This is a genomic window from Stenotrophomonas sp. 80084_Sma, assembly GCF_056481995.1.
Genome location: NZ_CM151177.1, coordinates 3,142,402 through 3,159,494 on the forward strand (window position 1 = coordinate 3,142,402; position 17,093 = coordinate 3,159,494).

Annotated in this window: 15 protein-coding genes; 12 read left to right on the forward strand and 3 right to left on the reverse strand. The window is 66.2% G+C overall.

All coding sequences use genetic code 11. From position 1 onward, the window contains the following. Positions 1 to 2: 2 nt before the first annotated feature. From ACZK3W_RS14595 to ACZK3W_RS14620, 6 genes are all read left to right on the forward strand, one after another. Positions 3 to 362 (forward strand): GntR family transcriptional regulator, encoded by a 360-nt coding sequence (locus ACZK3W_RS14595; RefSeq protein WP_006453095.1) that lies wholly within the window; start codon positions 3 to 5, stop codon positions 360 to 362. Then, positions 362 to 1,237 carry an ABC transporter ATP-binding protein gene (locus ACZK3W_RS14600; RefSeq protein WP_032130455.1) on the forward strand — a complete coding sequence of 292 codons (876 nt, stop codon included), beginning with the start codon at positions 362 to 364 and terminating at the stop codon, positions 1,235 to 1,237. Before ACZK3W_RS14595 ends, ACZK3W_RS14600 begins: the two co-directional genes overlap by 1 nt. Next, a complete protein-coding gene (locus ACZK3W_RS14605; protein WP_049400228.1) occupies positions 1,234 to 2,262 on the forward strand; it encodes an ABC-2 transporter permease in 1,029 nt (342 codons plus the stop codon). The genes ACZK3W_RS14600 and ACZK3W_RS14605 overlap by 4 nt, the downstream gene beginning before the upstream one ends. A gap of 25 nt (positions 2,263 to 2,287) precedes the next feature. Beyond that, on the forward strand, positions 2,288 to 3,175 hold the full coding sequence (locus ACZK3W_RS14610; protein ID WP_197615065.1) for a DUF4097 family beta strand repeat-containing protein: 888 nt from the start codon (positions 2,288 to 2,290) through the stop codon (positions 3,173 to 3,175). Between the two features lie 31 nt (positions 3,176 to 3,206). Beyond that, a complete protein-coding gene (locus ACZK3W_RS14615; RefSeq protein WP_164081210.1) occupies positions 3,207 to 3,812 on the forward strand; it encodes a YggN family protein in 606 nt (201 codons plus the stop codon). Between the two features lie 106 nt (positions 3,813 to 3,918). Next, on the forward strand, positions 3,919 to 4,344 hold the full coding sequence (locus ACZK3W_RS14620) for a hypothetical protein (protein WP_032130459.1): 426 nt from the start codon (positions 3,919 to 3,921) through the stop codon (positions 4,342 to 4,344). 105 nt (positions 4,345 to 4,449) lie between these two features. Here the strand turns inward: ACZK3W_RS14620 and ACZK3W_RS14625 are convergent, their stop codons facing one another. Beyond that, positions 4,450 to 5,877, reverse strand: a complete 1,428-nt coding sequence (locus ACZK3W_RS14625; protein ID WP_197615064.1) for an aspartate ammonia-lyase — start codon at positions 5,875 to 5,877, stop codon at positions 4,450 to 4,452. A gap of 294 nt (positions 5,878 to 6,171) precedes the next feature. On the opposite strand from ACZK3W_RS14625, the gene purB reads away from it, so the two are divergent. The 6 genes from purB (at position 6,172) to lpdA (ending at position 16,351) form a co-directional block, all read left to right on the forward strand. Further along, positions 6,172 to 7,539, forward strand: coding sequence for an adenylosuccinate lyase (purB, locus tag ACZK3W_RS14630; RefSeq protein ID WP_049422054.1), 1,368 nt, complete (start codon positions 6,172 to 6,174; stop codon positions 7,537 to 7,539). Between the two features lie 735 nt (positions 7,540 to 8,274). After that, entirely contained in the window at positions 8,275 to 9,687 is a 1,413-nt protein-coding gene (locus ACZK3W_RS14635) for a cupin domain-containing protein (protein WP_197617112.1), read from the forward strand. A 9-nt stretch (positions 9,688 to 9,696) separates the two neighbouring features. Beyond that, positions 9,697 to 10,593, forward strand: coding sequence for a GNAT family N-acetyltransferase (locus ACZK3W_RS14640; protein WP_197617114.1), 897 nt, complete (start codon positions 9,697 to 9,699; stop codon positions 10,591 to 10,593). A 186-nt stretch (positions 10,594 to 10,779) separates the two neighbouring features. After that, positions 10,780 to 13,611 (forward strand): 2-oxoglutarate dehydrogenase E1 component, encoded by a 2,832-nt coding sequence (locus ACZK3W_RS14645; RefSeq protein ID WP_032129626.1) that lies wholly within the window; start codon positions 10,780 to 10,782, stop codon positions 13,609 to 13,611. 40 nt (positions 13,612 to 13,651) lie between these two features. Continuing rightward, positions 13,652 to 14,851 carry a dihydrolipoyllysine-residue succinyltransferase gene (gene sucB, locus ACZK3W_RS14650; protein ID WP_032129627.1) on the forward strand — a complete coding sequence of 400 codons (1,200 nt, stop codon included), beginning with the start codon at positions 13,652 to 13,654 and terminating at the stop codon, positions 14,849 to 14,851. Between the two features lie 63 nt (positions 14,852 to 14,914). Beyond that, positions 14,915 to 16,351 (forward strand): dihydrolipoyl dehydrogenase, encoded by a 1,437-nt coding sequence (lpdA, locus tag ACZK3W_RS14655; RefSeq protein ID WP_008264626.1) that lies wholly within the window; start codon positions 14,915 to 14,917, stop codon positions 16,349 to 16,351. A 149-nt stretch (positions 16,352 to 16,500) separates the two neighbouring features. On the opposite strand, the gene ACZK3W_RS14660 is transcribed toward lpdA, so the two are convergent. Further along, complete coding sequence (locus ACZK3W_RS14660; RefSeq protein WP_125892138.1) at positions 16,501 to 16,749, reverse strand: hypothetical protein; 249 nt, start codon at positions 16,747 to 16,749, stop codon at positions 16,501 to 16,503. After that, complete coding sequence (locus tag ACZK3W_RS14665; protein ID WP_010486834.1) at positions 16,746 to 16,958, reverse strand: hypothetical protein; 213 nt, start codon at positions 16,956 to 16,958, stop codon at positions 16,746 to 16,748. Before ACZK3W_RS14665 ends, ACZK3W_RS14660 begins: the two co-directional genes overlap by 4 nt. Between the last annotated feature and the right edge of the window lie 135 nt (positions 16,959 to 17,093).

The following is a 17,093-nucleotide window of genomic DNA, read 5'->3' on the forward strand; positions in this document are numbered from 1 at the left end:
ATATGAGCGACATCCAGTGGAGCGACGGCGCTCCCATCTACCGTCAGTTGAAGGAGCGCGTGATCGCCATGATGCTCGACGGAATCCTCAAGCCGGGCGATGCCCTGCCTTCGGTGCGCCAGGTGGCCGCCGACTATCAACTCAACCCCATCACCGTTTCGCGCGCTTACCAGGAGCTGGCCGACGAAGGCCTGGTCGAGAAGCGCCGCGGCTTGGGCATGTTCATGACCGAGCAGGCGGCCACGCAGCTGCGCAGCAGCGAGCGCGACCGTTTCCTCAACGAAGAATGGCCGGCGGTTCTGGAGCGCATCCAGCGCCTGGGCCTGAGCCTCGACGAATTGCTGCCCCAGGGGAAAGTCTGATGAATAGCACTGCAAGTGAGTCGGTCATCACCGCCCGAGGCCTGCGCAAGGCCTACAAGACCACGGTCGCCCTCGACAACGCCAGTTTCAGCATTCCAAGCGGACGCATCGTCGGCCTGATCGGGCCCAATGGCGCCGGCAAGACCACCGCGCTGAAGGCCATTCTTGGGCTGACCTCGGTGGAGGGTGAACTGAGCGTGCTCGGCCGCGACCCGCGACTGCACCGCGACGAACTGATGAACGACATCTGCTTCATCGCCGACGTCGCCGTGCTGCCGCGCTGGCTGAAGGTGCGCGAGGCGATCGATTTCGTGGCCGGCGTCCACCCGCGCTTCGACCGCGCCCGCTGCGAGCGCTTCCTGGCCAACACCAAGCTGCAGCCGAAGCAGCGCGTGCGCGAGCTGTCCAAGGGCATGATCGTGCAGCTGCACCTGGCGCTGGTGATGGCCATCGATGCCCGCATCCTGGTGCTGGACGAGCCGACCCTCGGCCTGGACATCCTGTACCGCAAGGAGTTCTACCAGCGCCTGCTGGAAGACTACTTCGACGAACAGAAAACCATCATCGTCACCACCCACCAGGTGGAGGAGATCGAGCACATCCTCAGCGACGTGATGTTCATCCGCGATGGCCGCATCGTGCTCGACGCGGAAATGGACGACGTCGGCCAGCGCTATACCGAGCTGCTGGTCAATGCCGACCAGCTGGACACCGCGCGCGCCCTGAAGCCGATCGACGAGCGCAGCCTGGCGTTCGGCAAGACGGTGATGCTGTTCGATGGCGTGCCGCGCACCCAGCTTTCCTCTCTCGGCGAGACCCGCATCCCGGGCCTGGCCGACCTGTTCGTCGCCATCATGAAGGGGACCTACGCATGAATGCCGTCAACCACCCCGTCAGCCCGATCGGCACCCTGCGCTGGCTGCTCAAGCGCGAGTACTGGGAGAACCGCGGCGGCTTCCTGTATGCCCCGTTGATCGCGGGCCTGATCTCACTGGTGATGAGCATCGCCGGCATTGCCTTCGGCCTGTTCGCGCTGAACCGTGCAGCACGCGACGGCGGCCTGCACATCGATGGCGAGAACGTGAACATCAACGGCCTGAACCTGGCCCTGCTCACCCGTGACATCAGTGCCAAGGACCTTGCTGATCTTGGCAACGGCCTGGACCTGACTCTGGTACTCAGTTCAAGCTGGCCGTTCGTGGTGCTGGCCTTCGTCGTGTTCTTCTACTGCCTGGGCGCCCTCTACGACGATCGCCGTGACCGCAGCATCCTGTTCTGGAAGTCGTTGCCGCTGTCGGACACGCAGACCGTGCTGTCCAAGGTGATCAGCGCACTGATCGTGGCACCGTTGATCGCGGTCATCGCCGGCATCCTCACCATGTTTGGCTTCATGCTGATCATCAGCGCCGTCGCACTGCTGCACGGCGGCAGCCCGATGACCCTGATCTGGGGCCCGGCCAGCCCGCTGACCCTGGCCGCTGGGCACCTGGCCTGGATTCCGGTCTATGCCCTGTGGGCCCTGCCCACCGCCGGCTGGCTGTTGCTGTGCTCGGCATGGGCCAGGAGCAAGCCGTTCCTGTGGGCGGTAATGTTGCCGCTGTTTGCCGGCATCATTGTCAGCTCCACAAAGATGATGCCGCTGTTCGGCCTGACCACCGGCTGGTTCTGGCAGAACATCGTCGGCCGCCTGCTGCTGGGCGGCGTGCCCGGCATGGACCTGCTGTATCGCCTCGGCGCCGACGAAGCATCGCGCCGCGATCTGGACTCGGTCGTCAGCCTGATGTCCCCCGCCTCGCAGCTGAAGTCGCTGGCGATGCCGGAGCTGTGGATCGGCGCCGTCGTCGGTGCAGTGTTCATCTTCCTTGCCATCCGCCTGCGCAAGCGCGCCGGCGAGATCTGATCCCATCCATCCGGAGGCACCACCCATGCGTTCTTTGCTCGCCTGTTCTGCGTTGTTGCTGTTGCCGTTGTCGGCGCTGGCCGCCGATGCTCCGAACTGCAAGTTCACTGCCGCCCGCGCACTGAAGCTGGACGTGGCTGGTGCCAGGACGGTGGTGTTCGAGGTCAATCAGCATGACCTGAAGGTGGTCGCCAGCGCTGGCGGCGGCCAGCTGGACGGCCGCGCCTGCGCGTCCAGCCAGGAATGGCTGGACCAGCTGGTGCTGGAGCAGCGCAAGGTCGGCGACAAGCTGGTGGTGAGCCTGCGCCGCGACGGCCGCCAAAGCGGCATCAGCCTGGGCAACAGCTACGCCTGGCTGGATATCCGTGGCAGCGTGCCGGACAACATGCCGCTGCAGTTCAAGATCGGCTCGGGCGATGCCAGCGTGGAGAACGCACAGTCGCTGAGCGTGGATGTGGGTTCCGGTGATGCCGTGGCCCGCGGTACCCGCGGCAGCATCCACGCTGCAGTGGGTTCGGGCGACCTCAACATCGATGGCGGCAGCTCCCTGAATCTGCTGTCGCTGGGTTCCGGCGACGTCACCGTACGCAACATCAGCGGCGATGCCAGCACCGGTACCGTCGGCTCCGGTGACCTGAAGATCAGCGATGTGCGTGGCAACGCGCGGCTGGATACCGTGGGCTCGGGTGATATCGAGTTCAAGCGCGTGCAGGGCAGCGTTGAAGTGGGCGTGGTCGGCTCCGGCGGGGTCGATCTGGCCGACATCGGCGGCAATGTGCATGTCCGCAGCCACGGCTCGGGCGACATCAACGTCGACGGCGTGCGCGGCACCCTGACCGTCGACCACAGCGGCAGCGGTGACGTCGATCATCGCAACGTCAGCGGCCGGGTCACTCTGCCGCGCAGCAAGTAAACCCTCTTCCAGACACTACCAGGGGAACACCATGAACCTGTTGCGCCTGTTGCCCGCTGTGCTGCTGTCCCTGCCGCTGATCGCCTGCGGCGGCACGTCGTCAGCACCCGACAAGACCGTTGGCAAGAGTGTGGCCGAAGCCACAGGCGGCGTCGGCGAGACCGTCAGGAACGCCATGGACGATGCCCGCAAGGATATCGCCCAGGGCAACATCAAGATCTCGGCGGACAAGCAGCCGCGTGCGGAGATCACGCCGGATGGCCGCCTGCTGATCGCGGGCAAGGAGATCGCCGCCAACGATATCCAGCGCCGTCATCTGCAGGACTACCGCGGCCACGTGGTCGCCATCGCGATGGACGGCATGGATGTCGGCCTGGCCGGCGCCAAACTGGGTGCCAGTGCTGCCGGCGAAGCGCTGAAGGGCATTTTCAGCGGCGACAGCGAAGGTGTCGAAAAGCGCATCAATGCCGAAGCCGAGAAGATCGAAGCCCAGGCCAAGCGCATCTGCGACCGCCTTCCGGCGATGCTGGCCAGCCAGCAGGCGCTCGCACGTGAACTGCCGGCATTCAAACCCTACGCGACCATGGACCAGAGCGACGTGGACGACTGCGGCAAGGACACCGTGGTCCAGCGCTAGGCCTGTGACAGATCAGCGCACCCGGCCGGCAGCGGCGTCCGGCTGCCGGCCGTAGTGCGCCGCCCGGCTTACAATGGCGGCCCCGGACGCCCCCGAACCGAATGTCATGAAGAAGTTGTTTCTGCTGTTGACCGCCCTGCTCTGCCTTGGCCTGGCCGGCTGTGACCAGGAGTACCGCAACCACCGCGCCGAGCGTGGCAAGCCCAAGATTTCCGTCAGCGAAGGCATGGTCACCGTGCGTCGCCCGCCCGCGCCGAACATCATCATCCTCGCCGACGGCACGATGAAGATGGACGAGATCCAGATTCCGCTGGACGACGGGCAGAAACAGATGCTGCAGACCATGTTCGGCAAGCTGCAGGTGCTGCGCCAGAACACCCTGGTGGCCGCACCGGCCGATCCCAACATGCAGCCGGTGAAGATCCAACCGCCGGAGGGCATGGTCGTGATTCCGGCGGACCTGATCCAGCGCATCCCGGAGTTCAAGGATTACACCGACACCTTCGGCAACATCGTCGCCGACCGTCGCTGAAAAAAAAACGCCGCCCAAAGGGCGGCGTTTCTGCTTTCTGTAGAGTCGAGCCATGCTCGACTCCGGAACAACAGTCGAGCATGGCTCGACTCTACAACCGGCCGATCAACCGCCGGCGCCGCCGCCACCGGCCTGGATGCCACCGGCGGTCAGCGCGGTCGGATCCAGCAGGCGGCGCAGCTCGTCCTCCTCCAGTCCACTGTCCTCCAGCGCCACATCCAGCACCGGGCGCTGTTCCTTGTACGCACGCTTGGCAATCGCCGCAGCCTTCTCGTAGCCGATGATCGGGTTGAGGGCGGTAACCAGGATCGGGTTGCGTGCCAGCGCCTCGGCAACGCGGTCCTCGCGCACCTTCAGCCCGGCAATCGCACTGTCGGCCAGCAGGGTGGACACGTTGGCCAGCAGGCCGATGCCATCGAGCAGGTTCACTGCGATCAGCGGCAGGGTGACGTTGAGCTGGAAGTTGCCGGTCTGCCCGGCCACGGTGATCGCAGTGTGGTGACCGATCACCTGTGCACAGGCCATCACCGTCGCTTCCGGAATCACAGGGTTGACCTTGCCCGGCATGATCGAGCTGCCCGGCTGCAGCGCCGGCAGTTCGATCTCGCCCAGCCCGGCCAGCGGACCGGCGTTCATCCAACGCAGGTCGTTGGCGATCTTGATCAGCGCCACCGCCAGCGCATTGAGCTGACCGGAAAGCTCCACCGCGTCGTCCTGCGCGGCCAGGCCTTCGAACTTGTTCTCGGCACTGTCGAACTTGAAACCGGTCTGCTGCTTCAGTGCCTTGGCCACCTGTGCACCGAAGCGCGGATCGGCATTGATGCCGGTGCCGATGGCGGTGCCACCCAGCGGCAGCCGGCGCACGCGCTTGAGGCTGTCTTCGATACGCTCCTGCGCCGACGCCAGCTGCGCCGACCACGCGCCGAATTCCTGCTCGAAGGTCAGCGGCATCGCATCCATCAGGTGGGTGCGGCCGGTCTTGACCACCTTGCGCAGGCTGCGGCCCTTCTTGTCCAGGGTCTTGCGCAGGTGCACCAGCGCCGGCAGCAGCTGCTCATGCGTCGCCAACACCGCCGACACCCGCAACGCGGTCGGAACCACGTCGTTGGAGCTCTGCCCCTGGTTGACGTGGTCATTGGGGTGCACAGTGGTCTTGCCCGCCTTGCCGGCACGGTTGGCCAGGGTGGCGATGACCTCATTGGCATTCATGTTCGACGACGTGCCAGAACCCGTCTGGTAGACATCGATCGGGAACTGCGCGTCCCAGTTGCCGGCGGCCACTTCGGCGGCAGCGGTCTGGATGGCCTTGGCCACGTTCTTCGGCAGGTGGCCCAGTTCTGCGTTGACGCCCGCGGCGGCGCCCTTGACCAGGCCCAGGGCACGGATGAAACCGCGCGGCATGCGCTGGCCCGACACCGGGAAGTTCTGCACGGCACGCTGGGTCTGGGCGCCCCACAGGGCGTCCGCAGGTACCTGCAGCTCGCCCATGCTGTCGTGTTCGATTCTGAAACCCTTGCTTGCAGCTTTGCTCATTGCATCAACTCCGCACTACTTCAGTTGGGGAAAGGGAAGCGGCGGCTGGCAGGGTGTCGCTTCCCGGGCTGGCGGCTGCGCCAACGATACTCCCTTGCCCGCAGCGTGGGATGACGAGGGCGGGCCAGATCGTTTCATCCGCAGGGCCGATCTGCACGCGCAAGGGGTAGTGCCGGCCGCTGGCCAGCAATCCATGGAAGCGTGGGCCGGGCGTGGTTGCCGGCCAGCGGCCGGCACTACCTCACCGGCACGTCGTAGAATATGGCCCCCGCCGCTCGCCCCAGCCCTGCCGACATGTCCGATTCCGCCCTGCTCGCCCTGTCCCCGCTCGATGGCCGCTATGCCGGCAAGGTCGACGCCCTGCGCCCGATCTTCTCCGAGTACGGCCTGATCAAGGCCCGCATCACGGTCGAAGTGGAGTGGCTGCTGGCCCTGGCCGCCGAGCCGGGCATCGTCGAACTGGCCCCGTTCTCCGACGCCGCCATCGCGCGCCTGCGTGCCCTGGCCGCCAGCTTCAGCCCGGTCCAGGCCGCGCGCGTGAAGGAGATCGAGCGCACCACCAACCATGACGTCAAGGCGGTGGAGTACTTCATCAAGGAACAGCTGAAGGACGACGCCGAGCTGGCCCCGGCGCTGGAATTCGTGCATTTCGCCTGCACCAGCGAAGACATCAACAACCTCAGCTACGGCCTGATGCTGGAACAGGCGCGCCGCGAGGTGCTGCTGCCGACCCTGGACGGCATCGCCAACAGCCTGCGCAGCCTGGCCCACGCCCAGGCCGGCCAGCCGATGCTGTCGCGCACCCACGGCCAGACCGCCTCGCCGACCACCCTGGGCAAGGAACTGGCCAACGTGGTCGCCCGCCTGGAACGCCAGCGCAGGCAGATTGCCGCGGTCGAACTGACCGGCAAGATCAATGGCGCGGTGGGCAACTACAACGCCCACATCGCCAGCTACCCGGACGTGGACTGGCCGGCCTTCGCCGAGCGCTTCGTGACCGGCCTGGGCCTGGTGTTCAACCCGTACACCACGCAGATCGAGCCGCACGACAACATCGCCGAAATCGGCGATGCCGCACGCCGCGCCAACATCATCCTGATCGACCTGGCGCGCGACATCTGGGGCTATGTTTCGCTGGGCTACTTCAAGCAGCGCCTGAAGGAAGGTGAAGTCGGCTCGTCGACGATGCCGCACAAGGTCAACCCGATCGACTTCGAGAATGCGGAAGGCAACTTCGGCATTGCCAACGCGCTGTTCGAGCACTTCAGCGCGAAGCTGCCGATCAGCCGCTGGCAGCGTGACCTGACCGACTCCACCGTGCTGCGTGCGCTGGGCACCGCGTTCGGCCACAGCCAGGTGGCGCTGGATTCGCTGGCCAAGGGCCTGGGCAAGCTGGAAGTGAACCCGCAGCGCCTGGATGCCGATCTGGACGCGGCCTGGGAAGTGCTGGCGGAAGCCGTGCAGACGGTGATGCGCCGCCATGGCCTGCCGAACCCGTACGAGCAGCTGAAGGCGCTGACCCGCGGCCAGGGCATCACCGCCGAGTCGATGCGTGCGTTCGTGCAGGGGCTGGAGCTGCCGGCGGATGCGAAGCAGCGCCTGCTGGAGATGACCCCGGGCAGCTACACCGGCCTGGCCGAGTCGCTGGCGAAGAAGATTTAAGGGGTTTCCTTTGCGGCGGCGGCCGCGGGCGCTGCCTGCGGCAGGCAACAGCAACATCAACGTCAAGAGCGGCTCTGGGTTTTTGCCGTGCTTGGCGGGGCGGGTTGGATTCGCGGGACACGCCGTGAACCCGTCCTTGGGGGCTCGATGGCGCCATCCATGGCGCCAACGGTCCCGCGAACCCAACCCGCCCCACCTCTGACAGATTCCCGGTGACGGATCGAAGAGCTTTGGGTTGTCGGGACGGAATTTGATAAAGGGACGCGGCTTCGCCGCGTCCCTCTGTTGTTTTTGGCTGATTGTAGAGCCGAGCCCATGCTCGGCTGCTTGTTCCAACATCAAGCCGAGCATGGGCTCGGCTCTACAGGAGCATGAGCAAGCGCAGCGCGCGACCCGCCGTTGCCTTTGATCTTCTTCTTCCATTCCGTGGCGGGCCGCGCAGGAAACTGTCAGGGGCCGGGCGGGGTGGGTTCGCGGGACCGTTGGCGCCATGGATGGCGCCATCGAGCCCCCATGGATGGGTTTACGGCGTGTCCCGCGAACCCACCCCGCCCGGCCCAGCCCATGAAGCGAGCGCTTTACGCGACCAGACCCCGCCACGAGGGGCTCAGCCGTTGGCCGGAACCCCCGCGACAAACCCGCGCACGTGCGCAATCCCCACGAACGGCGGACAATGGAGATCTCAGGCGGCCCGCCGCGCCGCCCCTCCCGCTTTCCGCTGCAAGGAACTCCCCCATGGCCGCCCGCAAGTCCTCCGCCCCCCTCATCGAAGTCACCGCCCGCCCCGGCCAGCCGCTGGGCATGGCGCCGGCCACCTTCCTGCGCGACTTCTGGCAGAAACGCCCGCTGCTGATCCGCAACGCCTTCCCCAACTTCCAGACCCCGGTGCAGCCGGAAGACCTGGCCGGGCTGGCCTGCGAGGAAGGCGTGCTGGCACGCCTGATCGAGCACGACAAGACCCAGGACGGCTGGCGCGTGCGCACCGGTCCATTCCAGGAAGACGTGTTCCCCGCCCTGCCCGACCACGACTGGACCCTGCTGGTACAGGACGTGGACAAGTGGGACCCGGACGTGCGCGCCCTGATCGAGCACTTCAGCTTCCTGCCGCGCTGGCGCATGGATGACGTGATGATCAGCTTCGCCGCCACCGGCGGCTCGGTCGGCGCCCATGTCGACCAGTACGACGTGTTCCTGCTGCAGGCCCATGGCCATCGCCGCTGGCAGATCGATGCCAGCGAATCGATCAAGGGCAAGCAGCCGCCGCTGGGCTTCCGCCCCGACGTGGAGCTGAAGCTGCTGAAGGTGTTCAAGCCGACCCACGACTGGGTGCTGGCGCCGGGCGACATGCTGTACCTGCCGCCGAACGTGCCGCACCACGGCGTCGCCGAAGATCCCTGCCTGACATTCTCGTTCGGCATGCGCGCGCCGTCTTCGGCCGAGCTGATCAGCGACTACCTGGACACCCTGATCGCCGATGCCGACGAGAACATCCGCTACCAGGATGCCGACCTGAAGGTGCCGGCCGACCCGAACGAAATCGACACGGTGGCGATGGCGCGGGTGATCACCGCGCTCAACGCCATCCGCATGAACGACCCGGACAAGCTGGGCGACTGGTTCGGCCGCTTCATCACCACCTACCGCGCGGCCGGCGAAGTGATGGCCCACCAGGCCGCACCGGCACAGGAAGAAGTGGTCCAGGCCCTGGCCTCGGGCCTGCTGCTGCAGCGCCACCCGTGGGCCCGCCTGGCCTGGCGCCGGGCCAAGCGTGGCGCCAGCCTGTATGTCAGCGGCCAGGACTTCGCGCTGCCGGTGAAGGACGCGCAGCGCCTGGCTGGCACCGAACAGCTGGACGCCGCCGCTTATCGCGGCCTGTCCGACAAGGGCCGTGCCGTGGTCCAGCAGCTGCTGGTCGGCGGAGTGTTCCAGCTGATCGACCCGAATGAGGTATACGAGGCCGAAGACGAGGACGACGGCGAGGATGCCGTGGTGCTCGGCGAGGTCGTCGAAGGCCGCGACTGCGTGGATGCGATCGACGCCGACGCGGTGTCCGACGATGTCCACTCCGTGACCGTGCACGACGACGGTATCGAGGTCATCGTCAACTTCGAGGACGACGAAGAAGACGACAGCGCCGGCCGGGCCTGAGCCATCGCCATGATCCGGGTCCAGCAGGTCAGCCACGCCGATGCCCACGTTGCCATCCACGAGGTGCGCCAACGCGTGTTCGTGCAGGAACAGGGCATCGCCGCCGAGCTGGAACGCGATGCGCTGGACCCGGTCAGTGCCCATGTGCTGGCGCTGGACAGTGACAACCAGCCGGTCGGCACCGGCCGGCTGGCCCCGGATGGCCGCATCGGCCGCATGGCGGTGCTGGCCAGCCATCGCAGCCGCGGGGTCGGCGGGGCCCTGCTGGAAGCACTGGTGGAGGCCGGGCGCCGGCTCGGCCTGGCCGAGCTGCATCTGCACGCCCAGCTGCCCGCCCGTGACTTCTATGCCCGCCAGGGCTTTCTGCCCGAAGGCGAGGTGTTCGAGGAGGCCGGCATCGGCCACCAGCAGATGCGCCGCCGGCTGGGCGCGGCCAGCGCCATCGACAGCCGCGCCGAGGCAGTAGCCATCACCACGGCCATCATCCACCGCGCCCGTCGCCAGCTGTGGCTGCACAGCCGCCAGCTGGAGCCCGGGCTGCTCGATGCGCCCCCGGTACAGGCCGCCCTGCGCCGCTTCGTCACCGCCCGCCACGACAAGCAGCTGCGGGTGATCGTGCACGACGCCGCCGCGATCGCCTCTGCCGGGGCGCCGCTGCTGGCGCTGGCCCAGCGCCTGCCCAGCGTGATCCAGTTCCGCGAGGTCACCGACCCGGTCGACCGTGCGCTGGCCTCGGCCTGTCTGCTCAACGATGCGGGCGACTTCTACTTTCGTCTGATCGGCCATCGCCTCGACGGCGAAGCCGGCATCGCGCTGCCGGCACGTTCGCAGCCGTTCGAGCAGCAATTGCAGCGCGTCTGGGACCGTTCGCGTGATTGCAGCGAACTGCGCGCGCTCGGCATCTGAGCGGAGCGGGCTGACTCAACCTGTCTGGAACCGGCACCGGGGGACGCGCGATACCTCTGGTGCTGCCCCTTCGTGTCCGGTTGGGGGTACAATTTGGCTGTTTGAACGCGCCCGCGCAGGGCTATTCATCTTCCTGCCGGGTCCTTCTGAAGCCATACCCCACAAAGCGAATCAACACCCTCCATCGTGGACAATCAACTGAAGCAGTTTGCGCAATCTTCGCAACTCGCCGGCGGCAACGCCTCCTATGTCGAGGACCTGTACGAGCAGTACCTGGTCTCCCCGGATAGTGTCGATCCCAAATGGAAAACCTACTTCGACGGCTTCAAGGGCCGTGAAGCAGGTGACATTCCGCACTCGGCCGTCATCTCCCACATTGCGGACGCGGCCAAGGATGCGCTGAAGGCCGGTACCGGCAACGGTGCAGGCGACGAGCGCGAGCGCAATGTCGGTCGTCTGATCACTGCCTACCGTTCGCGCGGCCACCTGGACGCCCGCCTCGATCCGCTGGGCCTGGCCGCACCGGTCAACACCCCGGACCTGGGCCTGCCGTTCCACAGCCTGTCCGATGGCGACCTCAACAGCGAGTTCAGCACCGGCGGCGTCGGTGGCCAGCCGCGCATGAAGCTGCGCGACCTGCTGGCACGCCTGAAGGCGACCTACACCGGCTCGATCGGTGCGGAGTTCATGCACATCTCCGAGGTCGAGCAGCGCCAGTGGATCTACAAGAAGCTGGAACTGGCCGGTGGCAACTACCAGCTGGACGCTGATACCCAGCGCCGCACCCTGGAGCGCCTGACCGCGGCTGAAGGCCTGGAGCGCTACCTGCACACCAAGTACGTCGGCCAGAAGCGCTTCTCGCTGGAAGGCGGTGACTCGCTGATCCCGATGATGGACACCATCATCCGCAGCGCCGGCAAGGATGGCGTCAAGGACGTGGTGATCGGCATGGCCCACCGCGGCCGCCTGAACGTGCTGGTCAACACCCTGGGCAAGAACCCGCGCAAGCTGTTCGACGAATTCGAAGGCAAGTTCGAGCACGACGAGCACGCCTCGGCCGGTGACGTGAAGTACCACATGGGCTTCTCCGCCGACGTCGCCACCGATGGCGGCCCGGTGCACCTGGCGCTGGCGTTCAACCCGTCGCACCTGGAAATCGCCGACCCGGTCGTGGCCGGTTCCGTGCGTTCGCGCCAGGAGCGCCGCAAGGACACCGCGCGCAAGCAGGTCATGCCGATCCTGATCCACGGCGACGCGGCCTTCTCCGGCCAGGGCGTGGTCATGGAACTGTTCCAGATGTCGCAGGCCCGCGGCTTCGCCGTCGGCGGCACCGTGCACATCGTGGTCAACAACCAGGTCGGCTTCACCACCTCCAACCCGCTGGATACGCGTTCCACGCGCTATGCCACCGACGTGGCGAAGATGATCGCCGCCCCGGTGCTGCACGTGAACGGCGATGATCCGGAAGCCGTTGTGTTCGCCGCGCAGCTGGCCTTCGAGTTCCGCCAGAAGTTCGCCAAGGACGTGGTCATCGACCTGATGTGCTACCGCCGCTGGGGCCACAACGAGGCCGACGAGCCGGCGATCACCCAGCCGCTGATGTACCAGGTGATCCGCAAGCACGCCACCACCCGCGAGATGTACGCCGAGCAGCTGGAAAAGGCGGGCGTGATCGCCGCCGGTGCCGGCAAGGCGATGGTCGATGCCTACCGCGAGAAGCTGGACGCCGGTGAAGTGACCACCGAGCTGGCCAAGGTCGAGAAGACCCCGCCGACCAGCCCGCTGTTCGTCGATTGGCCGAAGCTGCTGGAAGGCAAGCTGTCCGACCCGATCTCGACCAAGGTCGAGAAGAACAAGCTGGTCGAGCTGGCCAAGCTGATCAACACCATTCCGGACGAAGTGCAGCTGCACTCGCGCGTGGCCAAGGTCTACGACGACCGCCGCAAGATGGCCGCCGGCGAGATCCCGGGCGACTGGGGCTTTGCCGAGAACCTAGCGTACGCCACCCTGCTCGACGAAGGCAGTGCCCTGCGCCTGGTCGGCCAGGACGTGGGTCGCGGTACGTTCACGCACCGCCACGCGATCCTGCACGACCAGAAGACCGACAACTACTACATGCCGCTGCGGCAGCTGGTGGATTCGCCGGAGAAGGCCACCGTCATCGATTCGCTGCTGAGCGAAGAAGCGGTGATGGCCTACGAGTACGGCTTCTCCACCACCGATCCGAACACGCTGTGCATCTGGGAAGGCCAGTTCGGCGACTTCGCCAACGGTGCCCAGGTCGTCATCGACCAGTTCATCGCCGCCGGTGAAGCCAAGTGGGGCCGCATCTCCGGCCTGACCCTGCTGCTGCCGCATGGCTATGAAGGGCAAGGCCCGGAACACAGCTCGGCGCGCCTGGAGCGCTTCCTGCAGCTGTGCGCACTGGAGAACATGCTGGTGGTGGTGCCGTCGACCCCGGCGCAGGCCTTCCACATGCTGCGTCGCCAGCAGCACCTGACCACCCGCAAGCCGCTGGTGGTGATGTCGCCGAAGTCGCTGCTGCGCCACAAGCTGGCCGTGTCGACCCTGGACGAACTGGCCAACGGCGAGTTCCAGCACCTGATCGGCGACGCCAACGCGGACGCCAAGAAGGTCAAGCGCGTGGTGCTGTGCTCGGGCAAGGTCTACTACGACCTGCTGGAAGACCAGACCAAGCGTGGCCAGGACGACGTGGCGATCATCCGCGTGGAGCAGCTGTACCCGTTCCCGCGTGCGCTGCTGGCTGCCGAACTGAAGAAGTACGGCAAGGCCACCGACGTGGTGTGGACGCAGGAAGAACCGCAGAACCAGGGTGCGTGGTACCAGATCCGCCACCACCTGCAGTTCTGCCTGGCCGATGGCCAGAACCTGCACTACGCCGGTCGCGCACGTTCGGCTTCGCCGGCTGCCGGTCACATGGCTGACCACGTCCGCGAACAGCAGCAGCTGGTCGCCGATGCACTGGTCAACCCGTTCAACGACACGTTCGCTGAATAATCCTCCCCCTATTTAGAAGACAAACCAGGAAGCTCCCGCAATGGCCACCGAAGTCAAAGCCCCGGTACTGCCCGAATCCGTCGCCGACGGCACCATCGCCACCTGGCACAAGAAGGTGGGCGACGCCGTCAAGCGCGACGAAAACCTGCTTGACCTGGAAACCGACAAGGTCGTCCTGGAAGTGCCGTCGCCGGTCGACGGCGTGCTCAAGGAAATCAAGTTCGCCGAAGGCTCGACCGTGACCTCCAGCCAGGTCGTGGCGATCATCGAGGAAGGCGCCGTCGCTGCTGCCCCGGCTCCGGCCGCTGAAGAGAAGAAGGCCGAGGCCGCTCCGGCCGCTGCCGCTCCGGCCGCCGCTGCTGCTCCGGCCCCGGCTGCCAAGTCGGCCGCCGACACCCTGCCGCCGGGCGCCCGCTTCACCGCCATCACCGAAGGCGTGAACCCGGCCGACGTCGACGGCACCGGCCGTCGCGGCGCAGTGACCAAGGAAGACATCGTCAACTTCGCCCGCAATGGCGGCGCCGGCAAGGCCGGTGGCGCACGTCCGGAAGAGCGCGTGCCGATGACCCGCATCCGCAAGCGCATCGCCGAGCGCCTGATGGAGTCGAAGAACTCCACCGCCATGCTGACCACCTTCAACGAAGTCGACCTGTCCAAGGTCTCGGCTGCGCGCAAGGAACTGCAGGACGAGTTCGTCAAGGCACACGGCATCAAGCTGGGCTTCATGAGCTTCTTCGTGAAGGCCGCGGCCAATGCCCTGCAGCGCTTCCCGCTGGTCAACGCCTCGATCGACGGCGACGACATCATCTACCACGGCTACTCGGACATCTCGATCGCCGTGTCGACCGAGAAGGGCCTGGTCACGCCGGTGCTGCGCAACGTCGAGCGCATGTCGTTCGCCGACATCGAGAAGACCATCGCCGACTACGCCAAGAAGGCCCGTGACGGCAAGCTGAGCCTGGAAGAACTGCAGGGCGGCACCTTCACCGTGACCAACGGCGGCACCTTCGGTTCGCTGCTGTCGACCCCGATCATCAACCCGCCGCAGAGCGCCATCCTGGGCATGCATGCCATCAAGGAGCGTCCGATCGCCCAGAACGGCCAGGTCGTGATCGCGCCGATGATGTACCTGGCGCTGTCGTACGACCACCGCATCATCGACGGCAAGGACTCGGTGCAGTTCCTGGTGGACATCAAGAACCAGCTGGAAAACCCGGGCCGCATGCTGTTCGGCCTGTAAGACACCTCCCGCCCCTCCGCGCCCGCGCGGAGGGGTTCTGGTAATGCATCAAGGAATAATTCAATGGCTGAACAATTCGACGTCGTCGTCATCGGTGCCGGCCCGGCCGGTTACCACGCTGCCATCCGCGCGGCCCAGCTGGGCCTGAAGACCGCCTGCATCGACGCAGCGCTGGGCAAGGACGGCAAGCCGGCGCTGGGCGGCACCTGCCTGCGCGTGGGCTGCATCCCGTCCAAGGCGCTGCTGGATTCCTCGCGCCAGTTCTGGAACATGGGCCACATCTTTGGCGACCACGGCATCAGCTTCAAGGATGCCAAGATCGACGTCGAGGCGATGGTTGGCCGCAAGGACAAGATCGTCAAGCAGTTCACCGGCGGCATCGGCATGCTGTTCAAGGCCAACAAGGTCGCCGCCTACTACGGCTTCGGCGAACTGCAGCCGGGCAACGTGGTCAAGGTCACCCAGCATGACGGTTCCATCGTCGAGCTGAAGGGCACCAACGTCATCATCGCCGCCGGTTCGGATTCGATCGAACTGCCGTTCGCCAAGTTCGACGGCGAGACCATCGTCGACAACGTCGGCGGCCTGGACTTCACCGAAGTGCCGAACCGCCTGGCGGTGATCGGCGCCGGCGTGATCGGCCTGGAACTGGGCAGCGTGTGGAAGCGCCTGGGCGCTGAAGTCACCATCCTGGAAGCACTGCCGGAGTTCCTGGCCGTGGCCGACGCCGAAGTGGCCAAGACCGCTGCCAAGGAATTCAAGAAGCAGGGCCTGGACATCCGCCTCGGCGCCAAGGTCTCCAAGACCGAGATCACCGGCAAGGGCAAGAAGAAGGAAGTCGTTGTCACCTACACCGACAGCGAAGGCGAAAAGACCCTGACCGTGGACAAGCTGCTGGTGGCCGTTGGCCGTCGCGCCGCCACCAAGGGCCTGCTGGCCGAAGGCACCGGCGTCAAGATCAACGAGCGCGGCCAGATCGAAGTCGACGCGCACTGCCACACCGGCGTCAACGGCGTGTGGGCGGTCGGCGACTGCGTGCGTGGCCCGATGCTGGCGCACAAGGGCTTCGAGGAAGGCATCGCGGTGGCTGAGCTGATCGCCGGCCTGCCGGGCCACGTCAACTTCGACACCATCCCGTGGGTCATCTACACCGAGCCGGAACTGGCCTGGGTCGGCAAGACCGAAGCCCAGCTGAAGGCCGAAGGCATTCCGTACAAGGCCGGCAGCTTCCCGTTCGCCGCCAACGGCCGTGCCGTGGCGATGATCGAGCCGGCCGGCTTCGTGAAGATCCTGGCCCATGCTGAAACCGATCGCATCCTCGGCATGCACCTGGTCGGCGCCAACGTCTCCGAGCTGGTGCACGAAGGTGTGCTGACCATGGAGTTCAGCGGCTCGGCCGATGACCTGGCCCGCATCTGCCACGCTCACCCGTCGCTGTCGGAAGTGATCCACGACGCCGCGATGGCGGTCAGCAAGCGCGCCATCCACAAGGCGAACTGATCTGCATCCGGGTAGGTGCCGACCGTTGGTCGGCACGCGCCTGCAGACAAAAAACCCCGCCTCGGCGGGGTTTTTTGTTGGCGTTGATGATGTAGAACCGAGCCCACGCTCGGCTATCCCGGGAAAAGCAGCCGAGTATCGGCTCGGCACTACACCTTTCCAGCCGGCTTCTTCGGCGGATCGTCACAGATGCGGTGCTGGACCACGGTTTCACCGACCTTCCATTCCTTCGCGACCCTGCAGCGCTCCTTGGCTTTCTGCACAGAGACCGCGGCAGCATTCGCCTCGTCAGCCGCAGCAGTCTGCTGGCGTTCCAGCCACACCGACGGTGGCGCTGGAGGTGTGGCCAGTGCCGGCCCCGCGAGCAATGCCAGCGCCACCAGCAGCACCGTCCTCATGCAGCCACCGCTCGGCCACCGAGCAGGCGCGCCGGCAGCATGAACAGCGCGCGCAGGAACGCGAACAGGGCCGAGAACGTGATGCCGACCAGGCGGAACGGCAGGCTCAGCAGCCACACGAACGGCCAGGCGATCAGGGCGAGGATCGCCAGCGGCCAGCACAGCACGAACAGCAGGCACCACACACCGAGCGCGAACAGGGTCTTCATCACGGTCTCCTTGGGGCGGCACCCTGCCGCCTGCGGACACCTTGGCGCCCCGCCCCACCGCCGGCAAACGGTTTGCGACAAAACCGGGCTGGGGGCGATGAAACCGGTGGTGGGGAAACCGGAGATTGATCAGGT